Origin of the sequence: Pseudanabaena sp. CCNP1317 (genome assembly GCF_034931345.1) — a bacterium.
Lineage (GTDB): Bacteria > Cyanobacteriota > Cyanobacteriia > Pseudanabaenales > Pseudanabaenaceae > Pseudanabaena > Pseudanabaena galeata.
This window is the reverse complement of sequence record NZ_JAYGIF010000112.1, coordinates 19,149-41,868: the sequence shown is the minus strand read 5'-3', so window position 1 is coordinate 41,868 and position 22,720 is coordinate 19,149. Positions and strand designations below refer to the sequence as shown.

At 40.5% G+C, this 22,720-nt stretch carries 12 protein-coding genes; 3 read left to right on the top strand and 9 right to left on the bottom strand.

The window, feature by feature from the left end:
• The first annotated feature begins 699 nt into the window (after window positions 1–699).
• Entirely contained in the window at window positions 700–4,851 is a 4,152-nt protein-coding gene (locus tag VB775_RS20740; protein ID WP_281008581.1) for a response regulator, read from the top strand.
• Window positions 4,852–4,878: 27 nt separating this feature from the next.
• On the opposite strand, the gene cutA is transcribed toward VB775_RS20740, so the two are convergent.
• Both cutA and psb29 read right to left on the bottom strand, forming a co-directional pair.
• Entirely contained in the window at window positions 4,879–5,205 is a 327-nt protein-coding gene (gene cutA, locus VB775_RS20735; RefSeq protein ID WP_281008580.1) for a divalent-cation tolerance protein CutA, read from the bottom strand.
• Window positions 5,206–5,302: 97 nt separating this feature from the next.
• Window positions 5,303–6,022 carry a photosystem II biogenesis protein Psp29 gene (gene psb29 / locus VB775_RS20730; protein WP_281008579.1) on the bottom strand — a complete coding sequence of 240 codons (720 nt, stop codon included), beginning with the start codon at window positions 6,020–6,022 and terminating at the stop codon, window positions 5,303–5,305.
• Window positions 6,023–6,341: 319 nt separating this feature from the next.
• Here psb29 and VB775_RS20725 point away from each other — a divergent pair, with 319 nt between their 5' ends.
• Entirely contained in the window at window positions 6,342–7,838 is a 1,497-nt protein-coding gene (locus tag VB775_RS20725) for a class I adenylate-forming enzyme family protein (protein WP_281008578.1), read from the top strand.
• A 60-nt stretch (window positions 7,839–7,898) separates the two neighbouring features.
• Here the strand turns inward: VB775_RS20725 and VB775_RS20720 are convergent, their stop codons facing one another.
• The 5 genes from VB775_RS20720 to VB775_RS20700 form a co-directional block, all read right to left on the bottom strand.
• Window positions 7,899–9,689: a DUF3685 domain-containing protein gene (locus VB775_RS20720; RefSeq protein ID WP_281008577.1), complete on the bottom strand. Its 1,791-nt coding sequence runs from the start codon at window positions 9,687–9,689 to the stop codon at window positions 7,899–7,901.
• A 50-nt stretch (window positions 9,690–9,739) separates the two neighbouring features.
• Window positions 9,740–10,798 (bottom strand): DNA cytosine methyltransferase, encoded by a 1,059-nt coding sequence (locus VB775_RS20715; protein WP_281008576.1) that lies wholly within the window; start codon window positions 10,796–10,798, stop codon window positions 9,740–9,742.
• A gap of 9 nt (window positions 10,799–10,807) precedes the next feature.
• On the bottom strand, window positions 10,808–11,668 hold the full coding sequence (locus VB775_RS20710) for an NgoPII family restriction endonuclease (protein WP_281008575.1): 861 nt from the start codon (window positions 11,666–11,668) through the stop codon (window positions 10,808–10,810).
• An 87-nt stretch (window positions 11,669–11,755) separates the two neighbouring features.
• Complete coding sequence (locus tag VB775_RS20705; protein ID WP_323216932.1) at window positions 11,756–13,051, bottom strand: sensor histidine kinase; 1,296 nt, start codon at window positions 13,049–13,051, stop codon at window positions 11,756–11,758.
• Between the two features lie 344 nt (window positions 13,052–13,395).
• Complete coding sequence (locus VB775_RS20700; RefSeq protein ID WP_281008573.1) at window positions 13,396–13,914, bottom strand: hypothetical protein; 519 nt, start codon at window positions 13,912–13,914, stop codon at window positions 13,396–13,398.
• Between the two features lie 338 nt (window positions 13,915–14,252).
• Between VB775_RS20700 and VB775_RS20695 the strand changes: the two genes are divergently transcribed.
• Window positions 14,253–15,536 (top strand): DUF4912 domain-containing protein, encoded by a 1,284-nt coding sequence (locus VB775_RS20695; protein ID WP_281008572.1) that lies wholly within the window; start codon window positions 14,253–14,255, stop codon window positions 15,534–15,536.
• 47 nt (window positions 15,537–15,583) lie between these two features.
• Here VB775_RS20695 and VB775_RS20690 read toward each other — a convergent pair whose 3' ends face one another.
• Both VB775_RS20690 and VB775_RS20685 read right to left on the bottom strand, forming a co-directional pair.
• Entirely contained in the window at window positions 15,584–16,714 is a 1,131-nt protein-coding gene (locus tag VB775_RS20690) for a sensor histidine kinase (protein WP_281008571.1), read from the bottom strand.
• A gap of 422 nt (window positions 16,715–17,136) precedes the next feature.
• Complete coding sequence (locus VB775_RS20685) at window positions 17,137–22,701, bottom strand: hypothetical protein (RefSeq protein ID WP_281008570.1); 5,565 nt, start codon at window positions 22,699–22,701, stop codon at window positions 17,137–17,139.
• Window positions 22,702–22,720: the final 19 nt, after the last annotated feature.

Below are 22,720 nucleotides of genomic sequence, written 5' to 3'. Positions count from 1 at the left end.
TTTCTGTGGTGGTAAGATGGACAAAGCTCATGAGGGTATCCTAATTATTGTGATTAATATCAGAATATCCTTATGAGTCCCTTTACGCAAAGATCTCTAGGTGTTGCATTTCATCCTTGAATTGGCGAGTGTTAATTTGCAACGCTTTTAATGTTTTTATTGGTTTGGTTTTGAGCGCTTTGCGCTCCCCTCTAGCACCAATTCATAAAAGTATGTAGCGTTTATCAGTCTAGTGAAGTACGGGTTTGTTTCCCCCGTCAAAGGCGGGGAAACAAACCTTTGTACCTCGCTTGCTCGAAAAATGCTATAGTCACACTTTTATAAATTGAAAACCAAACTCAGTAAGGGTTTTAAAAAACACACTTAGCTATTTTGTGCTTTGGTCTCACTCAAGAATCAATGGTGCGCCGCACCACTAATTCTTGAGTGAGAAGGATTTAGCGCTTGCTAAGGAAAAGAAGTTAAGTTTCCCCCTTAGCAAGGAGGAATTGAGGAGAGTAAAAACAGAGGTGCGAAAGCTTTAAACACCGTAGAAATTACTTCTGCGTGTCATCAGTTTGTAAGTTAAAATTGATTAAGAGTAATGATTATTCAATGAAATTTTCTTCGCCAATTGTAAGATTTCTAAATAGGCTTTTAGATGATAGATATAACGACAAATCGCAGAATAAATTTCAAGATAAATTTAACCTGCATTATTTGTTTACTTTTCTTCTGCTTGCAACTTTAGGGTATTTAGGAAATTATTTTCGGCTGCCTTTATTTTTTGGCGTTGACTTTTTATTTGGCAGCATTTTTGTACTGATCGCCATCTATTTTTATGGGAGCGCAATGGGGATTGCGGTATCTGCGATCGCTAGTACTTATACATATTTTTTATGGGGACAGCCCTACGCCGCACTGCTACTGATTTTAGAAGGCATCTGGGTCGGTTTAGGGCTGCGTTATCAGGTAAAGCGTAAGCGATCGCGCAACATGTTTTTGCTAGTACTGACTTACTGGTTATGTCTAGGCACACCATTATGTTCTATTTCTTATTCTGTTTTCCTCAAGTTTGGATTTAGTTCAGTTGTTCTTGTTGTGCTTAAGCAAGTAATTAATGGCTTATTTAACGCACTGATTGCCACTCTATGTGTTAACTACTTACCAATAGGCAAATGGTTGCAGAAAGGGCAAGGCAATCAACAGCAACAGACCATTCAGCAAATGTTGTTTTATCTATTGTTAGCCTTTGTATTTATCCCGATTCTGACGATCTCGACTTTGACAGGGCATCATTCTCTGCAAAATATTAACCTTGAGATTGCGAGTCAATTACGTTCTAGTGTAGCTTCTCTCACCATAGATCTAAAATTTTGGCATCAACGCAATACCCAAACCCTACAAGAGTTAGCCAAAATTGCGACTGAGGAGACAAACCTAGAACGTTTACAGTTTGCCACTACAGCACTGGGGAAAGTTACACCTGCTTTTCTATCTATCTTCACTACGGATGCTGAAGGCAATATTTTGACAGCATTTCCTCTGATTTCTGATGCAGACAAAGCTAGTCTTAGTCAAACTATGGCAAAGTCCGATATCTTTCAACAGGTTAAATCCACCTTAAGCATTGCCTTTGGGGATATTCACATTGATAAAATGACTTCTAATCCACATATTGATGTTGCTGTCCCCATCTTCAAAAACAATCGCTTTGATGGATTCGTTACTGCGGCTCTGAATATCTCCTCTATTAAAGAATTTTTAATAGAGGAATCAAAAGCATGGAAAATAGAAACTTTTCTACTTGATCGTCACAAAAAAATAATTACTACTACATCTCCAGACTTTCTAACGGGGCAGGTTTTTGATTTGCGTCAAGGAGGTGACACGATCGCCTTTGGATCTGATCAGGTTCAATGGTTTCCGAAACAAAAAAATACAGCAGCAATGATTCGATGGCGACGGTCTTATTATTTACAGAAAGCCTCTATTAATGATATTCCTTGGGGCTTGTTGATACGCTTATCCCCGGTCCCATACATCGATACGCTTGAGGCTCTACATACTAAAATTCTCTTGATCATTCTTGCTATTATCTTGCCTGCAACATTTGTGGCAAATTGGCTGAGCCGTAGTTTTGCCAAACCGATCGCTAAGTTAATGAGACTGACCACCGATCTCCAGCAAAATCTAGCAACAGAAGATGATTTTACTTGGGATACTAGCAATTTGAAGGAAATTGATACCCTTGGCTACAATTTTCAAGTTATGGCGATCGCACTCCAAGAGAAGTTTCAAGAAATTAAGCAGACCAATCAAAGTTTAGAACGACGCATCCAAGAACGCACTGTTGAACTTCTTAAAAGTGAAGAGCGTTGGCAATTGGCTATCCAAGCTGCTGATGATGGTATTTGGGACTGGAATCTTGAAACAGGCATAATCTTTCGGTCGGAACGTTGGCGGACAATGCTCGGCATGAGTTGTGATAATGAGTATTCATTCGACTGGATCGCTCTGGTTCATCCTGACGATCAAGCTCACCTGTTGCAGTTACAAGCAGATTACTTAGCCCATAGAAATCCCCACTATATTGTTGAATACCAGATGCTATGCCAAGATGGCAGCTACAAATGGATATTAACCCATGCAAAAGCTCTATGGAATGAACAAGGCGAGCCGATTCGTCTTGTTGGGACAAACAAGGATATTACTGACCGCAAACTAGCGATCGCCGCCCTCGAAAAGCGGGAAAGTTATTTAGCCATGCTGGTTGAAATTCAACGCCACTTACTAGCGGAAAGTATCAGCATTCAAGAATATATCGATATTCTGAGATTACTGGGTAATGTGTCTGATTTCTCTAGCATTAAACTATTTATCTGTAACTACAAGGACAAGGCTCTTGAGCTATCTGACATTAAGTTACATTCTGCTTGGTATGCCGAAAATATTAGGTTCCCTGATGAATTAGAACAAACTAGATTTCTGCAAAATCTAGTTGATCGGCAATGGGTAGCACGCCTTGCCAAAGGTCAAATCATCAATGAGTCCATATCAACAATTACCGAAATTGAAAAACCGATCCTAGCATCTAAAAATCTTCAATCGATTTTAATGATACCGATAGTTGTTAGTGAACAATTCTGGGGATTTTTGAGTTTCCATGACTATATTTGCGATCGCTTACGCGATCCTGTCGAAGTAAGTCTATTAAGGATTTCAGCCTCTTCTTTGGCAATGCATCTAGAACGCCAGCAAGCCAAGATGGAAATGTTGCAAGCAATGCAATCAGCGCAAACTGCTAATCGCGCTAAGAGTGAATTTCTCGCTACGATGAGTCATGAAATTCGTACACCGATGAATGCGGTGATTGGTATGGCTAGTTTATTATTAGATTCAAAACTCAGCCCAGATCAATTGGAGTTTGCAGAAATCATCAGGTCAAGTGGGGATAATTTACTCACAATTATTAACGACATTCTCGACTTTTCAAAGATTGAATCAGGAAAATTAAGCTTAGATATTCATCCCTTTAACCTTCGCGATTGCATCGAAGAATCTCTAGATCTTTTGGCTGCTACTGCATTTACTAAAGGAATCGAACTAGCATACTGCATGGATGTTGATGTACCTGAACGAATTGTCAGTGATATAACCCGCCTCAGACAAATATTAGTCAATCTATTTAGCAATGCTGTTAAATTTACGCATCAAGGATCGGTAACGTTAAGAGTATCGGTGCAAGAAGTTGATCGGCGATATCAAAATTATCAATTAGTATTTGTAGTCACAGATACAGGCATTGGCATTCCCAAAGATCGCTATGCTCGCCTCTTTAAACCCTTTAGCCAAGTGGATTCATCTACGACTCGTCAATATGGCGGCACGGGGCTAGGACTAGCGATCGCTCACCAATTAACTCTTCTGATGGGTGGCGAAATGTCTATGGAGAGCGAAGTCGAGGTTGGTTCAGTCTTTACCTTTACGATTTCTACAGGGGCAGATACTACCCCGCTAGCGTATGCGGATTGGAATCGCAGTTTTATAGGGAAACGCTTGTTAGTTCTTGAAGATAATGATGTTAGCCGTGAAAACTTAGTTATATTTGCTCAAGTATTACAAATGGAAGTGATGGCAACTGAGTCTACGGAGCAAGCGATCGCTTGGTTACAAAGTGAGCAAAAATTTGATTTGGCAATTGTTGATGCTAGCATTCCCATACCTCATACTGCTCAGGATGCTAAAGGCAATTGCGAGAACTGTGCTGTCAAACAACTGATGCGGACAGAATCAAGTTTTCTGCCTATGGTTTTGCTCTCTCACCGATTCAGTTGTGAATTATGTAATCCTGACCCCATCACAATATGTCTGAGCAAACCAATTAAGCGATCGCATCTATATAAATCTTTGCTAAAGATTAGTAACTATGATCCCTTTATTGGCCATCAATCGAAACAGAAAGATACTTCGTCTTTTAATGAAAACTTTGCTACTAGTTTTCCCTTAAAGATTTTATTAGCGGAAGATAATATTGTTAACCAAAAAGTTGCGACTCGGTTTCTTAATCGCTTAGGATATCGCGTCGATGTCGTAGCCAATGGACTAGAAGTTTTAGAGTCAATATATCGCCAGAAATATGATGTAATTCTGATGGATGTACTGATGCCAGAAATGGATGGATTAACAGCCGCCAAAAAAATCGTCTCAGAATCTACGCAAAAGCCTTGGATTATTGCTCTAACAGCTAATGCAGTACAGGGCGATCGCGAGATTTGTTTGGAGGCGGGAATGCAAGATTATGTCAGTAAACCGATTCAAGTTCAGGATTTAATGCAAGCATTAGAAAAAGCGTATAATAGTTTGCAATAGTGGGCTGTGCGTAGGATGGTGAATTATCTATGGTTGCGTGATTACCCAATTAAGATAATCCTGATCGACGGCGATCGTAGGTATAGCAATAATTTCTGGGGTTTCGTAAGGATGTAGCGATCGCATTCTAGACAACAATGCTTCATAATTGGCTTGCAGAGTTTTGATCAAGACTAAATGCTCTGATTCTTGGCATAGTTTGCCTTGCCACATGTATGTAGAAGTCATGCTAGGCATCACCTGTACACAAGCAGCAAGTTTTTCTTCAACCAATATTTTGGCAATACTATTGGCTTGACTGACATCAGGCAATGTGGTCATTACAACAATTAAAGTTGGTTCGGAGCTTGACATGATTAGTTTTATCGCTATAACCAATAGAAGAGAATGGCGGCGCTTCACGCCGCCATTCTCTTCTATTCTAAAATGGAAGGCAAAGCCTTCCATTTTTTTATGTGTTTTCTGTGTTTTCCGTAGCTGCTTCAGTAGTTGCTGCGCTGAGCGATGCAGATTCTTTCTGAGCGCGTTTTTTGCGTTCAGCTTCCACCATGTCCGCAATCATTTGACGAGCTTGCTCGATCTTGTCGAGATTGGAGCGATATAGATCAACATCTTTGAGTAAGCGATCGCTACCAAATTTCAGTGTTTCACCTACTAATTTAAGCAATTCCTCACGCTTGGTATTGTCAGCAATATCGTCAGGATCGCTAATTTCTAGCAATGCGTAAAGCCCTACACCTAGCAAACGGCTATATTTAAAATTTTCTTTGCTAGCAATCGCCCTTAATTGACCAGATAAAGGTTCAAGGTTGATTCCAGAGTCTAAGCTGGTCAACAGGGGTTTAATTTCTTGAGGCGATCGCGTGGCGAGGTCGCTCAGAGTCGTCGCATCTTGGCGAATGCGATCAGAGTCAAACTGAAGTGCCGAACACAATGCATGAAATACCGCAAAGCGATCGGTCTCAGGCTTGTAACCCACTGTAAAGCGATCGAAAGTTGTCACAAAACCTAATGCAAAAATTGTGTCATATACAAATGTTTGATTGACTTTCAGTAGATGGACTTCCACCAAAAGCTCATCCACAACCCGTCTGTAGACTTGATTGACTGGTTTGGGGAAAGCTAAATAAAAATCTTTTTTAGTATCAGAAACAGTACGAACGGTATTCACAGTCAACAAAACCTAAAGACAAGATAGTTCAAATTATCATCGCACAGTTAGCCATAGCATCGGTCTATCGCTATAGATAAATTTTGATGTATAAAAGCGATTGGTGGCGAGAAGCGCCGCCAATCGCTTTTTTGTTTTGGTTTTTGATAAAATTACGAGCAGTGCTTTGTGCGGTAACTATAGTAATTTTCGTTTAAACCAAAGGTGGATTTGCTACCCTTGCAGAAAAATTCTTAGTTCGGGTGTGAACGCAATGTGCTGTAATTCTAGGCGATCGCCACATTAAAAATAATTTTAATAATTTTAGGTAAATCCAGTCATGAATTTAGCTCGGCTAATTTCCGAAACCGCAGCAAAATATGCTGACAAACCAGCGATCGTATTTGGATGCAAAACTTGGACTTACCAAGATTTCGAGCAGCAAGTCCAGAATTATGCCGCTCACCTTGATCGCTTAGGTATCAAAAAAGGCGATCGCGTCGCAGTCCAACTCCCAAAGTGCATCGAATTCTTATTTTTTCATTTTGCGATTCTCTCCATCGGTGCGATCGCCCTACCACTCAATCCAGATTATCGCCCTGAAGAAGTTGACTATTTCTTGACGGATTCAGGTAGTTCTTTATATGTGACCACTCGCGATATTTTTAGCAAAGTACAATCGACAATCCAGCATTTATCAGAATTACAAATTCTCCTCAAAGAAGAACAACTTCCACCGTCGGAGGAAGCTATTCTTCCCAAATATGCAGCAGGTGGTGATGATATTGCCATGATCTGCTACACATCAGGCACAACGGGACGCTGTAAAGGCGCAGCCATTTCCCATCACAATCTCATCGCCAACATGAAAGCTTTACATAAAGCATGGGAATGGAGCGATCGCGATATTCTGCTCCATGTCTTGCCTCTATTTCATGTGCATGGCTTGAATGTGGCGGCTTTAGGATGTCTCTACGCAGGCGCAACCATGATCGTGTTTGAGAGATTTGAACCACGCCGCGTCTGGGAAACCTTAACATCATCAAATTGCACCCTATTCATGGGCGTTCCCACCATTTATCAACGGCTGATCAATGAATGGGAAAAACTAGAACCTCAGCCAAATTTGCAGAATATGCGCCTATTTATTTCTGGTTCCGCACCCCTCAGCGATCAACAGTTCTATCAATTTGAAAACATCACAGGTTTTCGCATTCTTGAACGGTATGGCATGACAGAAACAGGGATGAATGCCTCCAATCATATTGAATCAGAACATCGCAAAGCTAAGAGCGTGGGATTTCCTTTGGATGGTGTAGAAATTCGGATCGTTAATCTTGATGGTGAGGATGTAGCGATCACGGAGGTCGGTGAAGTCTGGATTCGTGGCGCAAATGTCTTTCAAGGCTATTGGGGTATGCCAGATAAAACGGCTGAATCATTTACGGATGGATGGTTTCACACGGGTGATCTGGGATTTCAAGATCCCGATGATCACAACAGGCTGTACTTAGTCGGTCGTGCTAAAGAGCTAATTATTACAGGTGGATTTAATGTCTATCCTAAAGAAATCGAAAATGTTCTGGAATCCCACGAAGCTGTCAAAGAATCAGCAGTAGTAGGATTACCAGATGCTGATTTTGGCGAAAAAGTTGTTGCCGCGATCGCCCTTAAAGATGGCCTTACAACCCATGAAGAGTTAATTACCCATTGCAAAAGTCGTCTCGCTACCTACAAATGTCCTAAGCAAATATTTTTTGTCGCTGAACTTCCCCGCAATGCAATGGGGAAAATCCAGAAAAATATCTTAGTCCAACAAATTAGCACTTTGCCGTAGATTTTTGATGTCGTGACTTAACCACAACAAAAAGTAGGTTGTAGCGCTTTGCGCTACAGCCTACTTTTTGTTGCGGTTTTCTTGCCAAGCATTGCCAATTCCTTGCACTACACCACGCCCAATTAAACCAATACCCCGACCAATCACATTGGTTAACACATACACAAATCCACTACCAATGAAAGCGATCGCCGATTTCAATCTTGGGGCGATCGCATCTTGTAATTCCAGTACCAAAGTAACAGCAAGTTGCACACCTTCTAGCTGTTGTAGCTCCTGATTACGAGGGGTATATATAGTTATTCTTTTGATGCCGCGATCGGCAAAGGTCAGCAAAACATGACGACTTTCAAAGATTAATTGCGGCTCACTAATATACTTCTCTAAGCGATATTTCCAAGATAAATCATTGCGAAATCGTTCGATCTCACGAGTTGCAAGTAAGTTATAGCGATAGAAATTATGTTTGATTTCTTCAATATTTGCAAAATTATTTAAGAGGGGTTGAATTACGGCATTAGCAATTTGAATAATCAAATTATCCAAGATCATCTCGACCCTCTGCATTGCTTCAGGCGTTCCAATAGCAGCGCTAGAGTCGTCGATGACTAATTCTGTCTCAAATAACAGATGGGACAGTAAATTATCAAACTGGGGGATTTTATCTAAAAATTCTGTCTGAACGATCTCTTCATCCTTGAGTAAGACATCCACAACATTAACTTCAGAATCAGCATTACTCAGTACATAATATTTGCCAAAAAAATTAATTACCGTATCCTGCCAAATACTTTTTAAAATATCAGATATTTTTAGCTCTAACTGTGATGGTTGAATTTGAGAAAACCGCAAATCAGCGATACTTTGTTCGATTTGACGCAAAGCTATATATAGAAGTTGTCGCTTTTTCTCGTCTTTCAAAATATCTATTTCTAAAGGAGTTTTGCTTATATTTAATAGGCTAGATTGTAATTTGTTAACCGTCTTGTCCCATAGACTTGCTTGGACAGCTAAAGCATTATTTCTGGATTGCTCCTCAGATTGCTCTTGTGAAGAGTTATTCGCTTTTTGAGTCGAGCGATCGCTAAGTTCCACAGGACTAGCAAATATTTCGTCCAGATTAGGATCTGCATTTGCTGCTGGCATAGCTGGGTCTGTTTTTTGTCCCCATAACCGATTCACTAACCAACGCGCTGCTTGTAATTCTCTAGCCTGCCCCGCTAAAACCATTTTGGTAATCTGATCGCTAATCTGGTCACTATTGGCATTGGCTAAATTTGCCTTGACTTCAGCTAACACCCGATCGATGCCCCGCATTCCCGACAAATAGAAATTACGCTTGACGATCGCCACCACCGTTTGCTCAGGCAAATTTCGCATTAAGCGATTAGCTTGGTTAGAGGGCTGGCTAACAAGTCTTTGGCGATCGTCTAGATACTGATTTCCTGAAGCAACTAGGCGAATCGCGGTTGTTAATTCATCGGGATTATTGCCCTTCAGACAATATCCCTCAACACCAGCGAGTAAAACCATTTCCACTAGCTCAGACGGCTGTGGGGAACTTAATACCAAAATTGGCAATTGGGGATATTCAGACTTTAAACGCTGACACAGTTCTAAACCAGATTGCCGATCAATTGCTGCTGATTCCGAATTTTTTGCGCCTATATTTAGATCGAGAATAACTAAATCAAGTTCTCCTGCTCCTTGCAAAAACTCTACGGCTTCAGCCACCGTCTCTGCTTCAGCCACCACTTCCAACTCTGGAAATTGTGCCAACCATGATCGCATTCCCATCCGAAAAATGCGATCGGCATCTATTAAAAGTAATTTATATCTCTCGTCACGCATCGGAAAACTAGTCAGACGATTTTGAACAATATATCTTAAACTACGGCGTATTAAACAAGAGTTGGACTAAACAATGTTATTTGTTCAGGATATTTCAACTGGCGCAAACGATGACAAATACCAATAGATTGATAATCTTGAATATCTAAGATAATTTTGCTAGCGATCGCCTCAGCAAAATTTATTGGAACGGCATTTCCAACCATCTTATATCCATCATTAATATTGCGATATTTAAAAACAAATTCATCAGGAAAAGTTTGAATTCTAGCACATTCCCTAACAGATAATCTGCGATAAGGCTTAAATGAATTTGGGTCAAATATTCTTTTATCTTTCTCCACAAATATCATTTTGTTCGCCTGAGGATGTATCGGTGCATGTCTTCCACCTGCTTGAATTGTGAAGGATGGTTCACACCAATTCCGCACCCGATTTCTTGACATATAAATGCTAGAAAAGCTGCTATCCAAGTATTCATGATTGGGTATAATAGGAGCTATTGAGCTTGAATTTTTATTAGGAATAGCTTCTACTAAGCTTAAATCATAGATCGTATCTTTAAGTGTCAGTATTTTATCTTCACCCTTAGGAAAATCAAAAACACCGCCAATGTCCTGCCGATATCCAATAATAATTACTCTTTTTCGATCTTGAGGCACATTAAAATTGACCGCATTTAGAAGCTTATAAGCTACTTCATAGCCAGCTTCTTTAAACATCGCTAAAATATTGGCAAATGCTTGACTATGACGCTCAGAAAGAATACCGCTTACATTTTCAGCAACAAAAAAAAGTGGTTGTTTATCCTGAACAATTCTTATATATTCATAAAAAAGTTGCCCTCTTGAGTCATTAATTCCTCTTCCTGCACCTGCCTCACTCCAACTCTGACAAGGTGGACCACCAATAATTCCAATGCAATCTGGTATTTCCGAAGATTTAATATTTCTAATATCTCTTTTATCTAGATTAGTATTGGGATGATTAAACTCATAAGTTTCCCAGATTGATTTGTCATATTCATTAGCAAGAATAATATTAAATCCTGCTCTATAGAAACCAAGATCTAATCCACCACATCCTGAAAAAAGAGAAACTACATTCATATTTATTTTTTATCTTCTATAAATGATGATTTTTGATTTTAATAACTTAGCAGGATTATTAGGGGATTTAATTTGAATGTCTTTAATCTCTAGCTTTGTGGTATTTGATAGAGTTTCTAAAGATTGTCGAACCTGCTCAGGAAAGTCCAAATATTTATTCTCTTGCAATAACACAATCATTTGAAAATTATCTTTCTCGTTATATTCTATATCTATATAATTAAAGATGTTAATAGGATTTTCGATTCCCCACATTCCTCTTACTCTCAGATAAGTGATGCCAAGAGGATCAACCTTATTAACTCTAGCTAATTCATTAGTGTCAGCAAATTCAATTCCTGCTATTTGATTAATCCCATTACAGATACCACTTCTAATTCTCTCGTATATTTGTTTGTCTGCGGCAATGCAATCTCCATAGACGAGCCATAGTAATTTTAATCTTTTCTCCTCTTTTGGAACTACTCCAATTGCATAAATAATGTCTTTGCTATTCCACCCCTCCTCGCAATTACGACAAGCCTTAGTAATCATGGGATCATTAGCCAAGAGTTTTGACTTTGGATATGAACTATTTAAAGCGATCGATGTTTTGAGCGATTCAATCTTCTTAACTTCTACAGCATCTCCATTTTGTAAGATTAAATCTGGAGGATTGCTAGAGTTGCCAATATATGAAAAGTATTGAGGATAGATACTTATTTCTTTGTTTGCTAGTTCAACATTAAAAGAATTACAAAAAGCATCTTTGATAAAAAACTCTAGGCTATCCCCAATAGCATTAATCTTGTTGCTGCTTTTAGAATGATTAGCTAAATCTAATTGATTATTATTTACGATATTTAAGATTGCTTCTAGTAAGTTAGTCATTATTGTAAATTCACTTAATTCAATTTGTGGCAAATATAGAAGAGATTATTTACTTGTTTTTTTCAAGTTCCTTGATTATCTTAATACTCAAATAAATGGCAAAAAGATTGTCAAAATTTCGCCATCGTAGGCGGCACTAGTGGAATGCATTCTGACGGTCAGTTTTCCGCCCAGCGCTTTTAGCAAAGTTTTTGTAGTTGGCAAACTCAAACTTAAGGTTCCAGTCTCAGGTTGTAGCATCAGCCATTGTCCTACAGCCTTGAGTAAGGGCAAGTCACCGCCGCCTTGTTGAGTTACTTGTGATTGAAACTGTAGCTTTAGATACTCACCCGCACTGGTTAAAATAAGCTGAATATGACTATCGGGAGGAAAACTGCGAACTAGGCGATCGATGAGTCCGTTGAGAACTTGAGAAAGCAGGAGAGCATTGCTCAAAATCGCAGGAATCTCTGTCGGTAATATCATTTCTAAAGAGATCTGTCTCCGTCCTGCATGGTCTTGCCAACGCATAAATCCATCACTTAAGATTTGTTCAATTTGGGTCGCTTCCAACATAATGGCGTAACTATCGAGTTGTGCGGCTTCAAAAATCAAATTAAATCTCTCGATCTGCTCCGTACATTCCGCATCAACTCGATCTAATCGCGCTTTTACTTCCGCCGAGATATCTTTGCGTCGTTTTAGCGATCGCACCAACATACGGATCGTCGTCAGCGGAGTTCGCACCTCATGGGTAATCGCCTTGATGATATCAACTTCTTGGATTTCAGGGATCGCTAACTCTTGATGAATTGAAGATTGCGCCATTAAAACTGTGCAGAATCTTGCCATGACTTGATAGGGCGGCAAGCTAAGCGGAAATTGTTGCAGCTTTGTTTGTAATAAATTTTGTTGATCAGTACGCCGAATCCGCATTAGAAGTACAGCGATCGCCGCTTGAATAGCCACAGGATGCAGCGACCAAATACAGCTATGACTTTTTGCAGAGGCTAGAACTACAACACTAAAAATTTCTGTGACTAAAATACAAAACCATTCTTGATTAAGGGGATCGGCTTTAGGAATCGAGACAACTTGAGTGTTGCTAATTGGTAAAGAGCCAGTGGGAAATAGGGAAGATTTACTAGTAGTAAATACCCAAGTATGTAAATCGGGTTGTCGATAGACTGCATTCGGGAAAATATATGGATGATGAGTTAACAAAAGCCCCTTAAGCTGTCGCTGCATCGAAAATTGCTGGAGGACGGCAATTAGCTTATACCAAAATTCCTTTGCGTCAGTTTGATGCAACTCTTCAACAAACTCGCGGGTTTGTATGTCTTGATGCAGTGCTTCGTATATTGTTGCCAATCCTGTTGCCAATGTTTCGCCATCCTCAGGCAAGCTAGTTATATCTATTTAAGAAACTGCACTTAAGCCATTATTTAAGTGGGCTTACCCCAAAACACAAAAAGTGTCATGCCACTTTTGTGTTTTGGGAAGTAACTAAGCCTAAGTAAAATAAAGAAACATAGACTTAGATCTCCGACTTTTTCTAAACAAGCAAGGATAGGATGATTTGGAGACCAAATCCCTACATTTTTTTTACAGGTAGGGGGGCTTGGTCTCCAAGCCTAAATCTCAGCTTCTGCTTGAATAATGCAAAAAATCATATTTTTTATTTTCGGTCTTACATTGGTAGGGACAATGTAAAAAAATGCAATCAGTGCAGTTTCCTCAAAATAAAATTACCGTCCTTGAGTTAGCGCAGTTTCTGCACGGTCAAACTCTTGTAATAGGCGATCGCGAACCTTAGCAGGTATTGCACGCTTGATCGAGCCGTTGTAATATCCTGCTAGCGTATTCAATGCGGTCAGCATCGTTGTATAGGAGTACAAACCACTCTTGTCGCGATCGGCACGATAACGGGATACATAGGCATTGATTTTATATCTTGCCGATGTTTTGATCGCAGCACGGGTTTCGGCATCTTCTGGTAGATTAATCGCTTCTCGCAACGTTTTGATCGTATCGGTTGTATCAGCGATGTAATTACCTGTCAAACCTGCATTGACAAGCGTTTGTATTTCTTTTGTTGATAACGCATCAGCCTTTTTAGCAAACAATGCAGCATTTGCTGCGGGTGTAAAACCGCCAAGTACCACTAGGGCAGCTAATGTAAAAGCGATCGCCGAACGACATAAGCCTTTTAAAGCACCTTTTAAAACTTTTAAAGACTTAAATAAAGACTCGTATTTTGCCTTCATATTTATAAAAATACATATTTGTTGTCCCTTTAATCTTATGGCTTTTCGGGCAACCTCCCCTAGTATCCAAAGGAGGGGATCGCAATGTCATGATTTCATAACATTGCGATCCCCTATTAAATTTGCCAAGGCGATCGCCACAACAATGACAGGTATTTGGTTTTAGCTAAGTATTTGTACTAAAAATCATCAATAAACTTGCCTAAACCGATAGAAGATAACCCTTTCAGCCATTGACCTTCTCTGAAAATTTGGCAGAATGTACTTAGCTACAGACCGAAACCTCAGTTCAGTGAAACTAAGGTAGATACCATTAAAAGCAGTTGGAGGTTAATTGTATGGCGAGGGAACGTCCTCCCCTAGAAGAAATGACCTTGCGTCAGCTTCGCAAAGTAGCAGCAGAGCTAGAGATTTCTCGTTACAGTCGAATGCGAAAATCTCAGCTACTCGCTGATATTCAAACTATTCTTACGGCTCAAGGTGCAGCCTCAACCCAAGCAGATAGTAGTAACTCGGAGACACAGGAAATCGTGGAAGCATCAAAGTTTAATGTGGGTAGTGAAGAAACAGAAGAAAACCTAGAATCACTTGCTGCCATTGATCAAAGTATCGGTGATTTACCAAGTGGTTATGGGGAAAGTCGTATCGTTCTATTACCTCGTGATCCCCAATGGGCTTACGTGTATTGGGACGTGCCTAATTCTCAAAAAGAAGAGTTACGCCGTCAAGGTGGACAGCAGTTGGCTCTACGTCTATATGATGCCACTGATGTTAATTTGGATTACCAAACTCCCAATAACTTACAGGAATACAACAGCGATGAACTTGCTCGCGAATGGTACTTACCAATTCCGATTAGCGATCGCGACTATGTAGCGGAACTTGGCTATCGTTGTGCCGATGGACGTTGGTTAGTGCTAACTCGCTCCAAGGTTGTTCATGTTCCCCCAGTATTCCCATCAGAATGGGTAGAAGACAACTTCATTACTGTACCTTGGGATCAAACACTCAAGGGTCAAACCTTCTTCACTTTGGTTCCTCCAGCTAAGAAGGTTGCTCCTGCTCCCGAAGAAACGGCTACTACCAGCAGCGATACTTCCTACGACGAAATCTTCAATATTGCCCGTGAAGCTGAAGTTCAGAGAATCTCTGGCTCTCTCTATGGCTCTATGCAGCATGAGTCGGGCATTGGTATGGCTCCTGAGTCTATCAGCTCCTACGTCTTCCCCTCTGGGGCAGGATTGTTTGCAGGTGCGGCAGGTGCAATCAGTGCTAGCGGCATTAACTACTCTGGCATTGGTATGTCCAGCTATAGTTTCTTCTCTAGCGAAGCGCCAATTCGTCCTCGCCAATTCTGGTTAGTTGCTGATGCTGAATTAATCGTCTATGGTGCAACTGAGCCTGATGCTTCCGTCACCATTGGCGGTCGTCCGATTAAGCTCAATGCTGACGGTACATTCCGCTTCCATACTTCTTTCCAAGATGGTATTCAAGACTATCCCATCTTTGCGGTTGCTGCGGATGGCGAACAAAATCGAGCCATTCACATGAAGTTCGAGCGTCAAACCCTTGAGCGTCGTACCAACACCAAAGAAGAAGCTATTCCTGAATGGATTAGCTAAAGTTACACATAAAACACAAAAGCCCCGCATTGCGGGGCTTTTGTGTTTTATGCCGATCGCTTGAGTGTCACCGCAAAAGTACTTCCCTTACCCACTTGGCTAATCACATGAATACTTCCTTCCATTTTCTGTACCAATTCATTGGCGATCGCTAGCCCTAGCCCCGTACCAGAAATATCGCCATCCGCTTGTCTACCGCGAAAACTACGTTCAAATAGCCTTGGTAAATCAGCATCAGGAATTCCCACCCCTGTATCTTGAACATAGATATAAACTGTGTCAGGTTTCACATCTGCACCCAGCAACACATAGCCACGTTCAGGGGTGTACTTAAGGGCATTCTCTACCAAATTACCGATCGCTTCTCTTAACCCTGATTCATTACCTACTACTTTTGGTAAATGAGATGGAATATTAGATAGAAACTGAATATTGCGATCTTGAGCGATCGCACTGGCAAAATTAGCGATCGCCTCCAAAATTCCGTTTAAATTTACAGGTGCAAGATCTATAGTTGCCGCAGGTAATAGGGCTTTTTCATGTTCGGCTTGCGGTAGTAGCAATGGTTCAGGGCGATCTGCTTCATTAAGCAGATCTTGAATATGCTGAGTCTCGCGCAAAATCCCCGTTACAAATTTTTGATTAGGATCTGACTCAATGATGCGCCGTGATAAAAGTTGAGCAAAAGTGCGAATTGCTGTCAGAGGATTGCGAAGTTGATGCAATAAAGAAGCAAAAAAATTGCTTTGCTCTTCATAGTGGCGCTGTTGGTTCGCGACTAACCATTGATTGCGACGATCTAAAGCACAGGCGATCGCTAAAGTATTGGCAATTTGTTGAATTTGCGATTGTTCATATTCCTGCCAGTCGCGATCGTCTCTTCCTGTCATCAGAAAGCCTAAAATTGTTTCCTCATAAATCAAGGGCAGTACAAATCGGCGTTGTTTTACTAGACCACCAACCTCTATTGATAACAAGGGCAAATTTTCTGGAAAAGTTTCTGGCAGCGCTGCCAAATCATCTTCAGGGAATACGGCAACCTCAATTAGATTGGTAGGCATCCCGTCGGCGACATTTTCAGTGATATAGATAGCACTAGCAACTGCACCCAGACTTTGGGTCAGTAATATAATTTGAGATCTGGCTAGGGCTACTAGATCGGGGCTGGCGGCAAGCATGAATAGAAATTTGTAATTTAGGCGCGTAAATCTTAGTATATAGCGATCGCTAACTCAGAAAAGAGATGACGCGGTTTGTGTGGTTTTACTTTTCTAAAAATGTTATTATTTTCAGCCTATAGCTTTGAAGGAGCTATGCTAAAACACAACAGGTGAAGCTATGTTGTGTTTTGAAGACCCTCATACTAAATTAACGTGAGTTCGATATAGCCATTTGCGGCGTGCTTCGCATGCCGCAAATGGCGAAAAATGGTAAGAATCGCTTAGCGATTCTTACCATTTTTCGCTTTTGTCGAACTGACGTTAAATTACAATGCTTTACGCTTAAACCCAATCGAAGAAAAAATTAGAAAGCGTTGCAAAGCAACGCTTTCTAATTTTTTCTTATGTTTCGCTTGATCGGTAATTGCTGTAAGAATAAGTTAAGCTTCGTTTGTATGTGGTTTGTCTGTTTGAAGCGGATTATTGTCGGCATCTAAAGATTTAGTTTCTTGAGGTTTAGGTTTAAAATTTTCCTCAAAGATATCTGGTATCCCTAAATCCCCCGAAAGGAAATCATCAATTTCTGCTCTTGCTGTATTAACTGGATCTATTATTGGTGCATCAAAGTCCGAAAAGTCAAACTTAGGCTCCTTTCCAAATTCATTTTCGCTATCTTCAATTGCAAAAGGATCATGGCTAAGATCGGAAAAGTCTGGCAATGTTTCTAAATCTGGTAAACCCATAGATACATTATCAAACTTTTCATCAGATTCATCCAGTAGACTATTCAGTAAATTATCAGCAAATCCATAGGACTCAATATCTGAAATTTCAACAATTGCATCTTTAGATGGATATCCAATAGATATATCTTCATCATCTAAGCTGGTAACTTCTGTATTGTCTTGATCTTTTCCTGCAATTTCATCAAACCAATTATCTGAAAATTCTAGGGAATGATCAGGTATGGATTCAATAGATAGAGAATCTAATTCTAAATTACTAGTTTCAGAGATACTAAATTCTGGAAAGACTACTGAAGAATCTTCAACTAGATTTTCGGTGATCGCCCCAAAAACAACTGATTCTTCAAGTTCTTCAGAGTTGTCTATGGAATTTCCTATTTCTGATATTTCGCTAAATAGAATTGATTCTTCATCAGTTTCTGAATCTTCAGTAAATCCTGCAAAATCCGATGTATTCTCATCGACATTGAAGTTATTAGCTTCGGAACGATTAATAAATTCTTGATAGTCTAACTCTTGTTCGTCAATCGACAAACCTTCTGCTAAGTCCATAGAAGATGTTTCATTTAGAGAACCTGTTAAAGTACTAAAATCTTCAGTTACATCTAAACTAAATACTTCATCAAATGTTTCATCTGATAAATCATTGTCCATTGCATTGTCCATTTCTTCAATCTGTGCAAAGTCTACTAGATCGAAGATTTCATTAGGACTATTATTCACAACTGAATCTTGAGCTTCAGGCAACTCTTCTTGAATGTCAGATTGCCAGTTTTGCTCAAAGTCATCCAATTCTTCTAGATCCTCACTTGCGCCAAACAATGAAGGAAAAGCCGTCTCAGAATCTTGCTCTGGCATAGTTGAGACATCTGCATCATCATTTTCAGAATACGATTGTGTGAATTCTGAAACAAATGCTTCATCACTGTTAATAATCTCTTGAGGATTGAGTTGTACAGTAAAGGGATCGATATCTTCTAAAACATCCTGCTCAATAGATTCTATTACTTTAGACTCATTAAACAATTGATTAGCATTAGTTAGAGAGAGTTGAGTAGCTGTCAAGTTGTCTTCTAACTCAAATGAAAGGCTCTCAGAAATATCTTCAGGTAGACTGACTGGCGGTTGTTCTGCTGCATCTAATAACGCATTTTCTTGTGTATCGGCTTCTAGATCCATCTCTATATTTAGGATGTCTTCTTGAAGATCCATAGAACCATCAAATGGATCTTTAATATTTTCTGAAGCAATTACGTTGATTTCATTAAGTAAGGGAGAGAGATCTTCTAATTGCTCATCGGGTAGGTATAGCAGCGATGTTTCTGAATGCTGAGGGTCTGAAGTAAGAGAGTCATCATCTTGAATACCTGAAGAGAAATCAAATGGGTTAGGGATAAGTTCGTCAATTTCTTGATTAGACATGTCTTGACTAGAACTGTCATCAAAAAATCCTTCAGAAAAGATTTCTGCTTCAGTTAAATCTGAAGATTCCATTGATACTACGTAATCATCTGTTTGATCTTCAAAATCTCCAATGATTTCCTCTGTAAATCTATCTTCTCCTTGATTCAGGCTCGAATCAAATAAACTATCAATTTCGGTCGAATTAGTTTCATTTGTTAAGGGATTTTCATCTACATCAAAAGTAAACTCTTCTATAAAATCATCGTCGGAAGATGAATCAAGATACATGTCTGGAATTTGTGATGGCAAATCAGCTAGTTCAATATTCAATACATCTTGAGCCGATTCGTCAAAAGTATTATCAGCAGTAAAAGTCTGATCTAGAGAGTCACTCAGGGCTTCATCTAAAGCTCGATCAAATGGGGATTCGTCAAAAGATATATCGAAAGTATTGCTAAAAGCCTCGTTAGAGGAGCTTTCTATAGATTGCTCTAAGGATTCATTTGTATTATCTGATGAGAACTGGCTATAATCTTCAAGCTCAGAAAATTCAATATTGTCAGCAATATTCTCCAAATTATTTACAGGAATACTTGTATCTGATGTAGTTAAAATATGATCGCTAGCGGCGATCGCTAAATCATCAGATGCTATTAATGGCTGCATAGATGTTTGATCATCCATCGTAAATGGATCGAAATCCGCTCTATAGGTATCCACGGCTGTATCTTGGATTAAATCGCTACTGTCAAAGAATGAGTTAGAATTATCTAACGTAGACTCTATATTCATTTTTGGGATATGAAAATCTTCATCATCTAGATCGGGAATTGTAAAATCGACAAACGCTGGTAAATGAAGATTTGCATCTTCAGCAAGCGGTGAGGGAATTCCAAAAGCTGTATCTTCTAAGAATGAAGAAGTAGCAGAGACAATCATTGGATCACTTGCTGCATCGTGGATTGCCGACTCGTTAACCCCCTCCATGGGATTTTTGAACGACGCTTCAGTAAGAGAAATCTCATCAAGTGAAGATTCATCATAGATTTCTTGCTTGAGATCGGCAAGAAGTGATTCTTCGATTAAAGATATCTCCGTTTGATCAGAGTATACTGTTTGTTCTTGATTTTGATTGTCAAGAAACTCTTCTGAAATGAAATCTTCTGAAATAGAATCAAGACTTTGCTCTACTGATAACTGATTTGCATGACTTTCGGCAAAATCGTTACCAATGCCTTCGTCAAGTAGATTTTCAAGGTATTGACCATCAGTAGCAGTGTTGTCTTCCTCTTCTGGGGATGCATATTTGCCTGCCGTTTTATTCTGTTCTGTCTGAGATAAGGTGAATGCTGTCGCAGCTACAGCGATCGCAGGTACAACCAAACCTAAATTATTAGCTTCAGTACTACTGGATTCTGTCGATGAATCAAACAAATTGTTGGCAGATGTATCGGGGCTGTCAAAAGCGTCTGAAGCGATCGCATTATTTGCAGAGATGACAAACCCTGAGGATTCTGGCAAGCGGAAAAATTGAATGCCTTGTAATAATTGTTGAGCCTGATTTCCCATTGCCTCGGCTTGCTGTCTGGCCGATCGCGTGAGGTCAGCAGTACGATCAGCTAGTTGGGCAATTTCACTGATATAACTTGCTGTAGATCCTGCGGCATCAGCGATTTCGGCGCTAGACTCAGTAATAGCTTGTCCAATTTGCACAACTTCCTCCGTAGCTACTTGGATGCTATTGAAGGCAGATTGCGATGACTCTACGCCTGAAGTGAATCCAGCTACCAGTCCACTCAAATTCTGCACTTCAGCATCGATCGCCGTTACCACGGTTTGGATTTGAGATGTGCGCTGTTGTAGCACCGTCAGTCCGTCATTAGTTTGCGTTGCCAAATCATTAACTTGACCTGCGATCGATTCAAATTCACGAGCCACACTAGAAAATTGTTTGGGGTCTTTTTGTTCAGCAGCGCGGGCGGCGACAAGGGTGGCATTAAGGGCTAGCACTTGGGTTAACGAAGCAATTTGTCCCTGATCTTGTACGAACTGTTCTGCTAAGCCGACGAATTCACCCAGCGTTTTCATCCTCTGTACGATCTGGGCTGAACCTGTCTGCAAGACACTGATACTGTCAGTTAGAGTATTAATTGATGTTTGTCCAGAAGCAACTGTGTCACGAACTTCTTGCAGTGATTGGTTAGCAACATTGACCTGTGCAGCCGATCGCTCGGCGATCGCTGCTACTTGTTCGGTTAAGGCTTGACCTTGGGTAACCGATTGAGCTTGTTCGGCGGTGTTTAACACCACAGTTCTGGTTAACTCTTCAAGATCAGCAGCTCCCTGTGCTACCTGTTGGGCTGTCCCCAAAACGCTGGAAATAATCTCCACCAGTTTTTCGCGTAAACGGTTGAGTGTATCGGCAACTAGTCCTGTGGCGCGATCATTTACTTGAGCTTCAATGGTCAGATCTCCCTCTTCCATTGATGAGACCACATCAAGGAGATCCCCAACTTCCGCTTCCATTAGTTCTGTTTCTGCAAAGTTCTGTTGGATTTGCGCGGTCATCGAGATGTCATCGGCGGAAGATGCTTGACTTAATTCACTACGTAAGCGAATTTCATTGGTTTTGACTTGTTGGAAAGTACTTTTGAGTGAGAGTCCAAGATGATCAATTTCATCTTTGCCTGCAATATTGACACCTGAACTTCCTTGTTGACTTAGGAACCGATCGCATTCTTCTGTAAGGGGCTGAAGTCGCTTTTTGAGGGAATTGACAAATCCTAAGATGGCGATCGCTAAGATCACACTGATGCCCACCGCCGCACCACCGACCAAAATTATTAGTTTATTGGTGATTTCTGATTCAGGTAACTGTGCGGCAACGAGCAAATCGCTGCCTGCGATTTTGCGGTAAGCCCAGATATAACCTCCAGTTTGAGTAATTCCTGATGGTTCAGTTTTAGCTTGTTGAGCCAGACTAGTGAGAGCCTGCGTAACTGAAGGATTTTGGGTCTCAGATGCCTGAAACTGGGAAGAGGCAGAAATTACTTTGCCACTACTGCTAGCCACAACAAAACCAATTTTGCTTTCTTCAGTAGGATTTTGGGTGGCTGTATCAACCACTGACAAAATCTCACTGGCGATCGCATCTGCGTTAACGATACCGACTACTTTTTGTCCGTCACTGATGGGAGCGCTATAGGTAATAATCGTTTTGCCCACAGCGCTATATGGCTGTGACCAAGAAGCTTTGCCCTTCAATGTTTCTTGATAAAAGGCGGCTTTGGGAATATCGGGGCGATCGCCTGACAATAATTTGTCATTGGGAGCAGCCAGTTTTTGCCCAGAGGTTTCAGGCTTTAAGCCAGACTGTTCTTTCCAGACATAGGGTACAAGTGGTTTGGCGGGTGGGAATAGTAAATTGCCATTTGATGTGATCCCCATACCTGAGACAGAGTTGGCATTTTGCAAACTCTCTACCAATATTCTTTGAAACGGAGCCGCTACCCTTGGACGCGGCTGTTGTTGCAATAAAACTTTTGACGCAATCGCGACTCCATCGACGGTCTGCTGCACATTTGTGAGTTTTGATTCAAGCTGACGGGTTTGAGCTTCGGCAGATCGATCAACTTCCCGCCGAGAACTACTTAATAATTCTTGATAGACAAAATATCCTAAACCACCCAACCCAATTAGCGATGTCCCGATCACAATCAGCAATAACCCCAGCCCCATTGAGCCTTTAGGCTTATTTGGTTTGGATGTGTTCGGCGACTTAGGCGATCGCTTTGCAGATGACTGATTGCTCTTACCTAAAGAGGTCGCTCGATTTTTATTAGATGTGCTTGCCATATGCATTCGCTATAGGGAA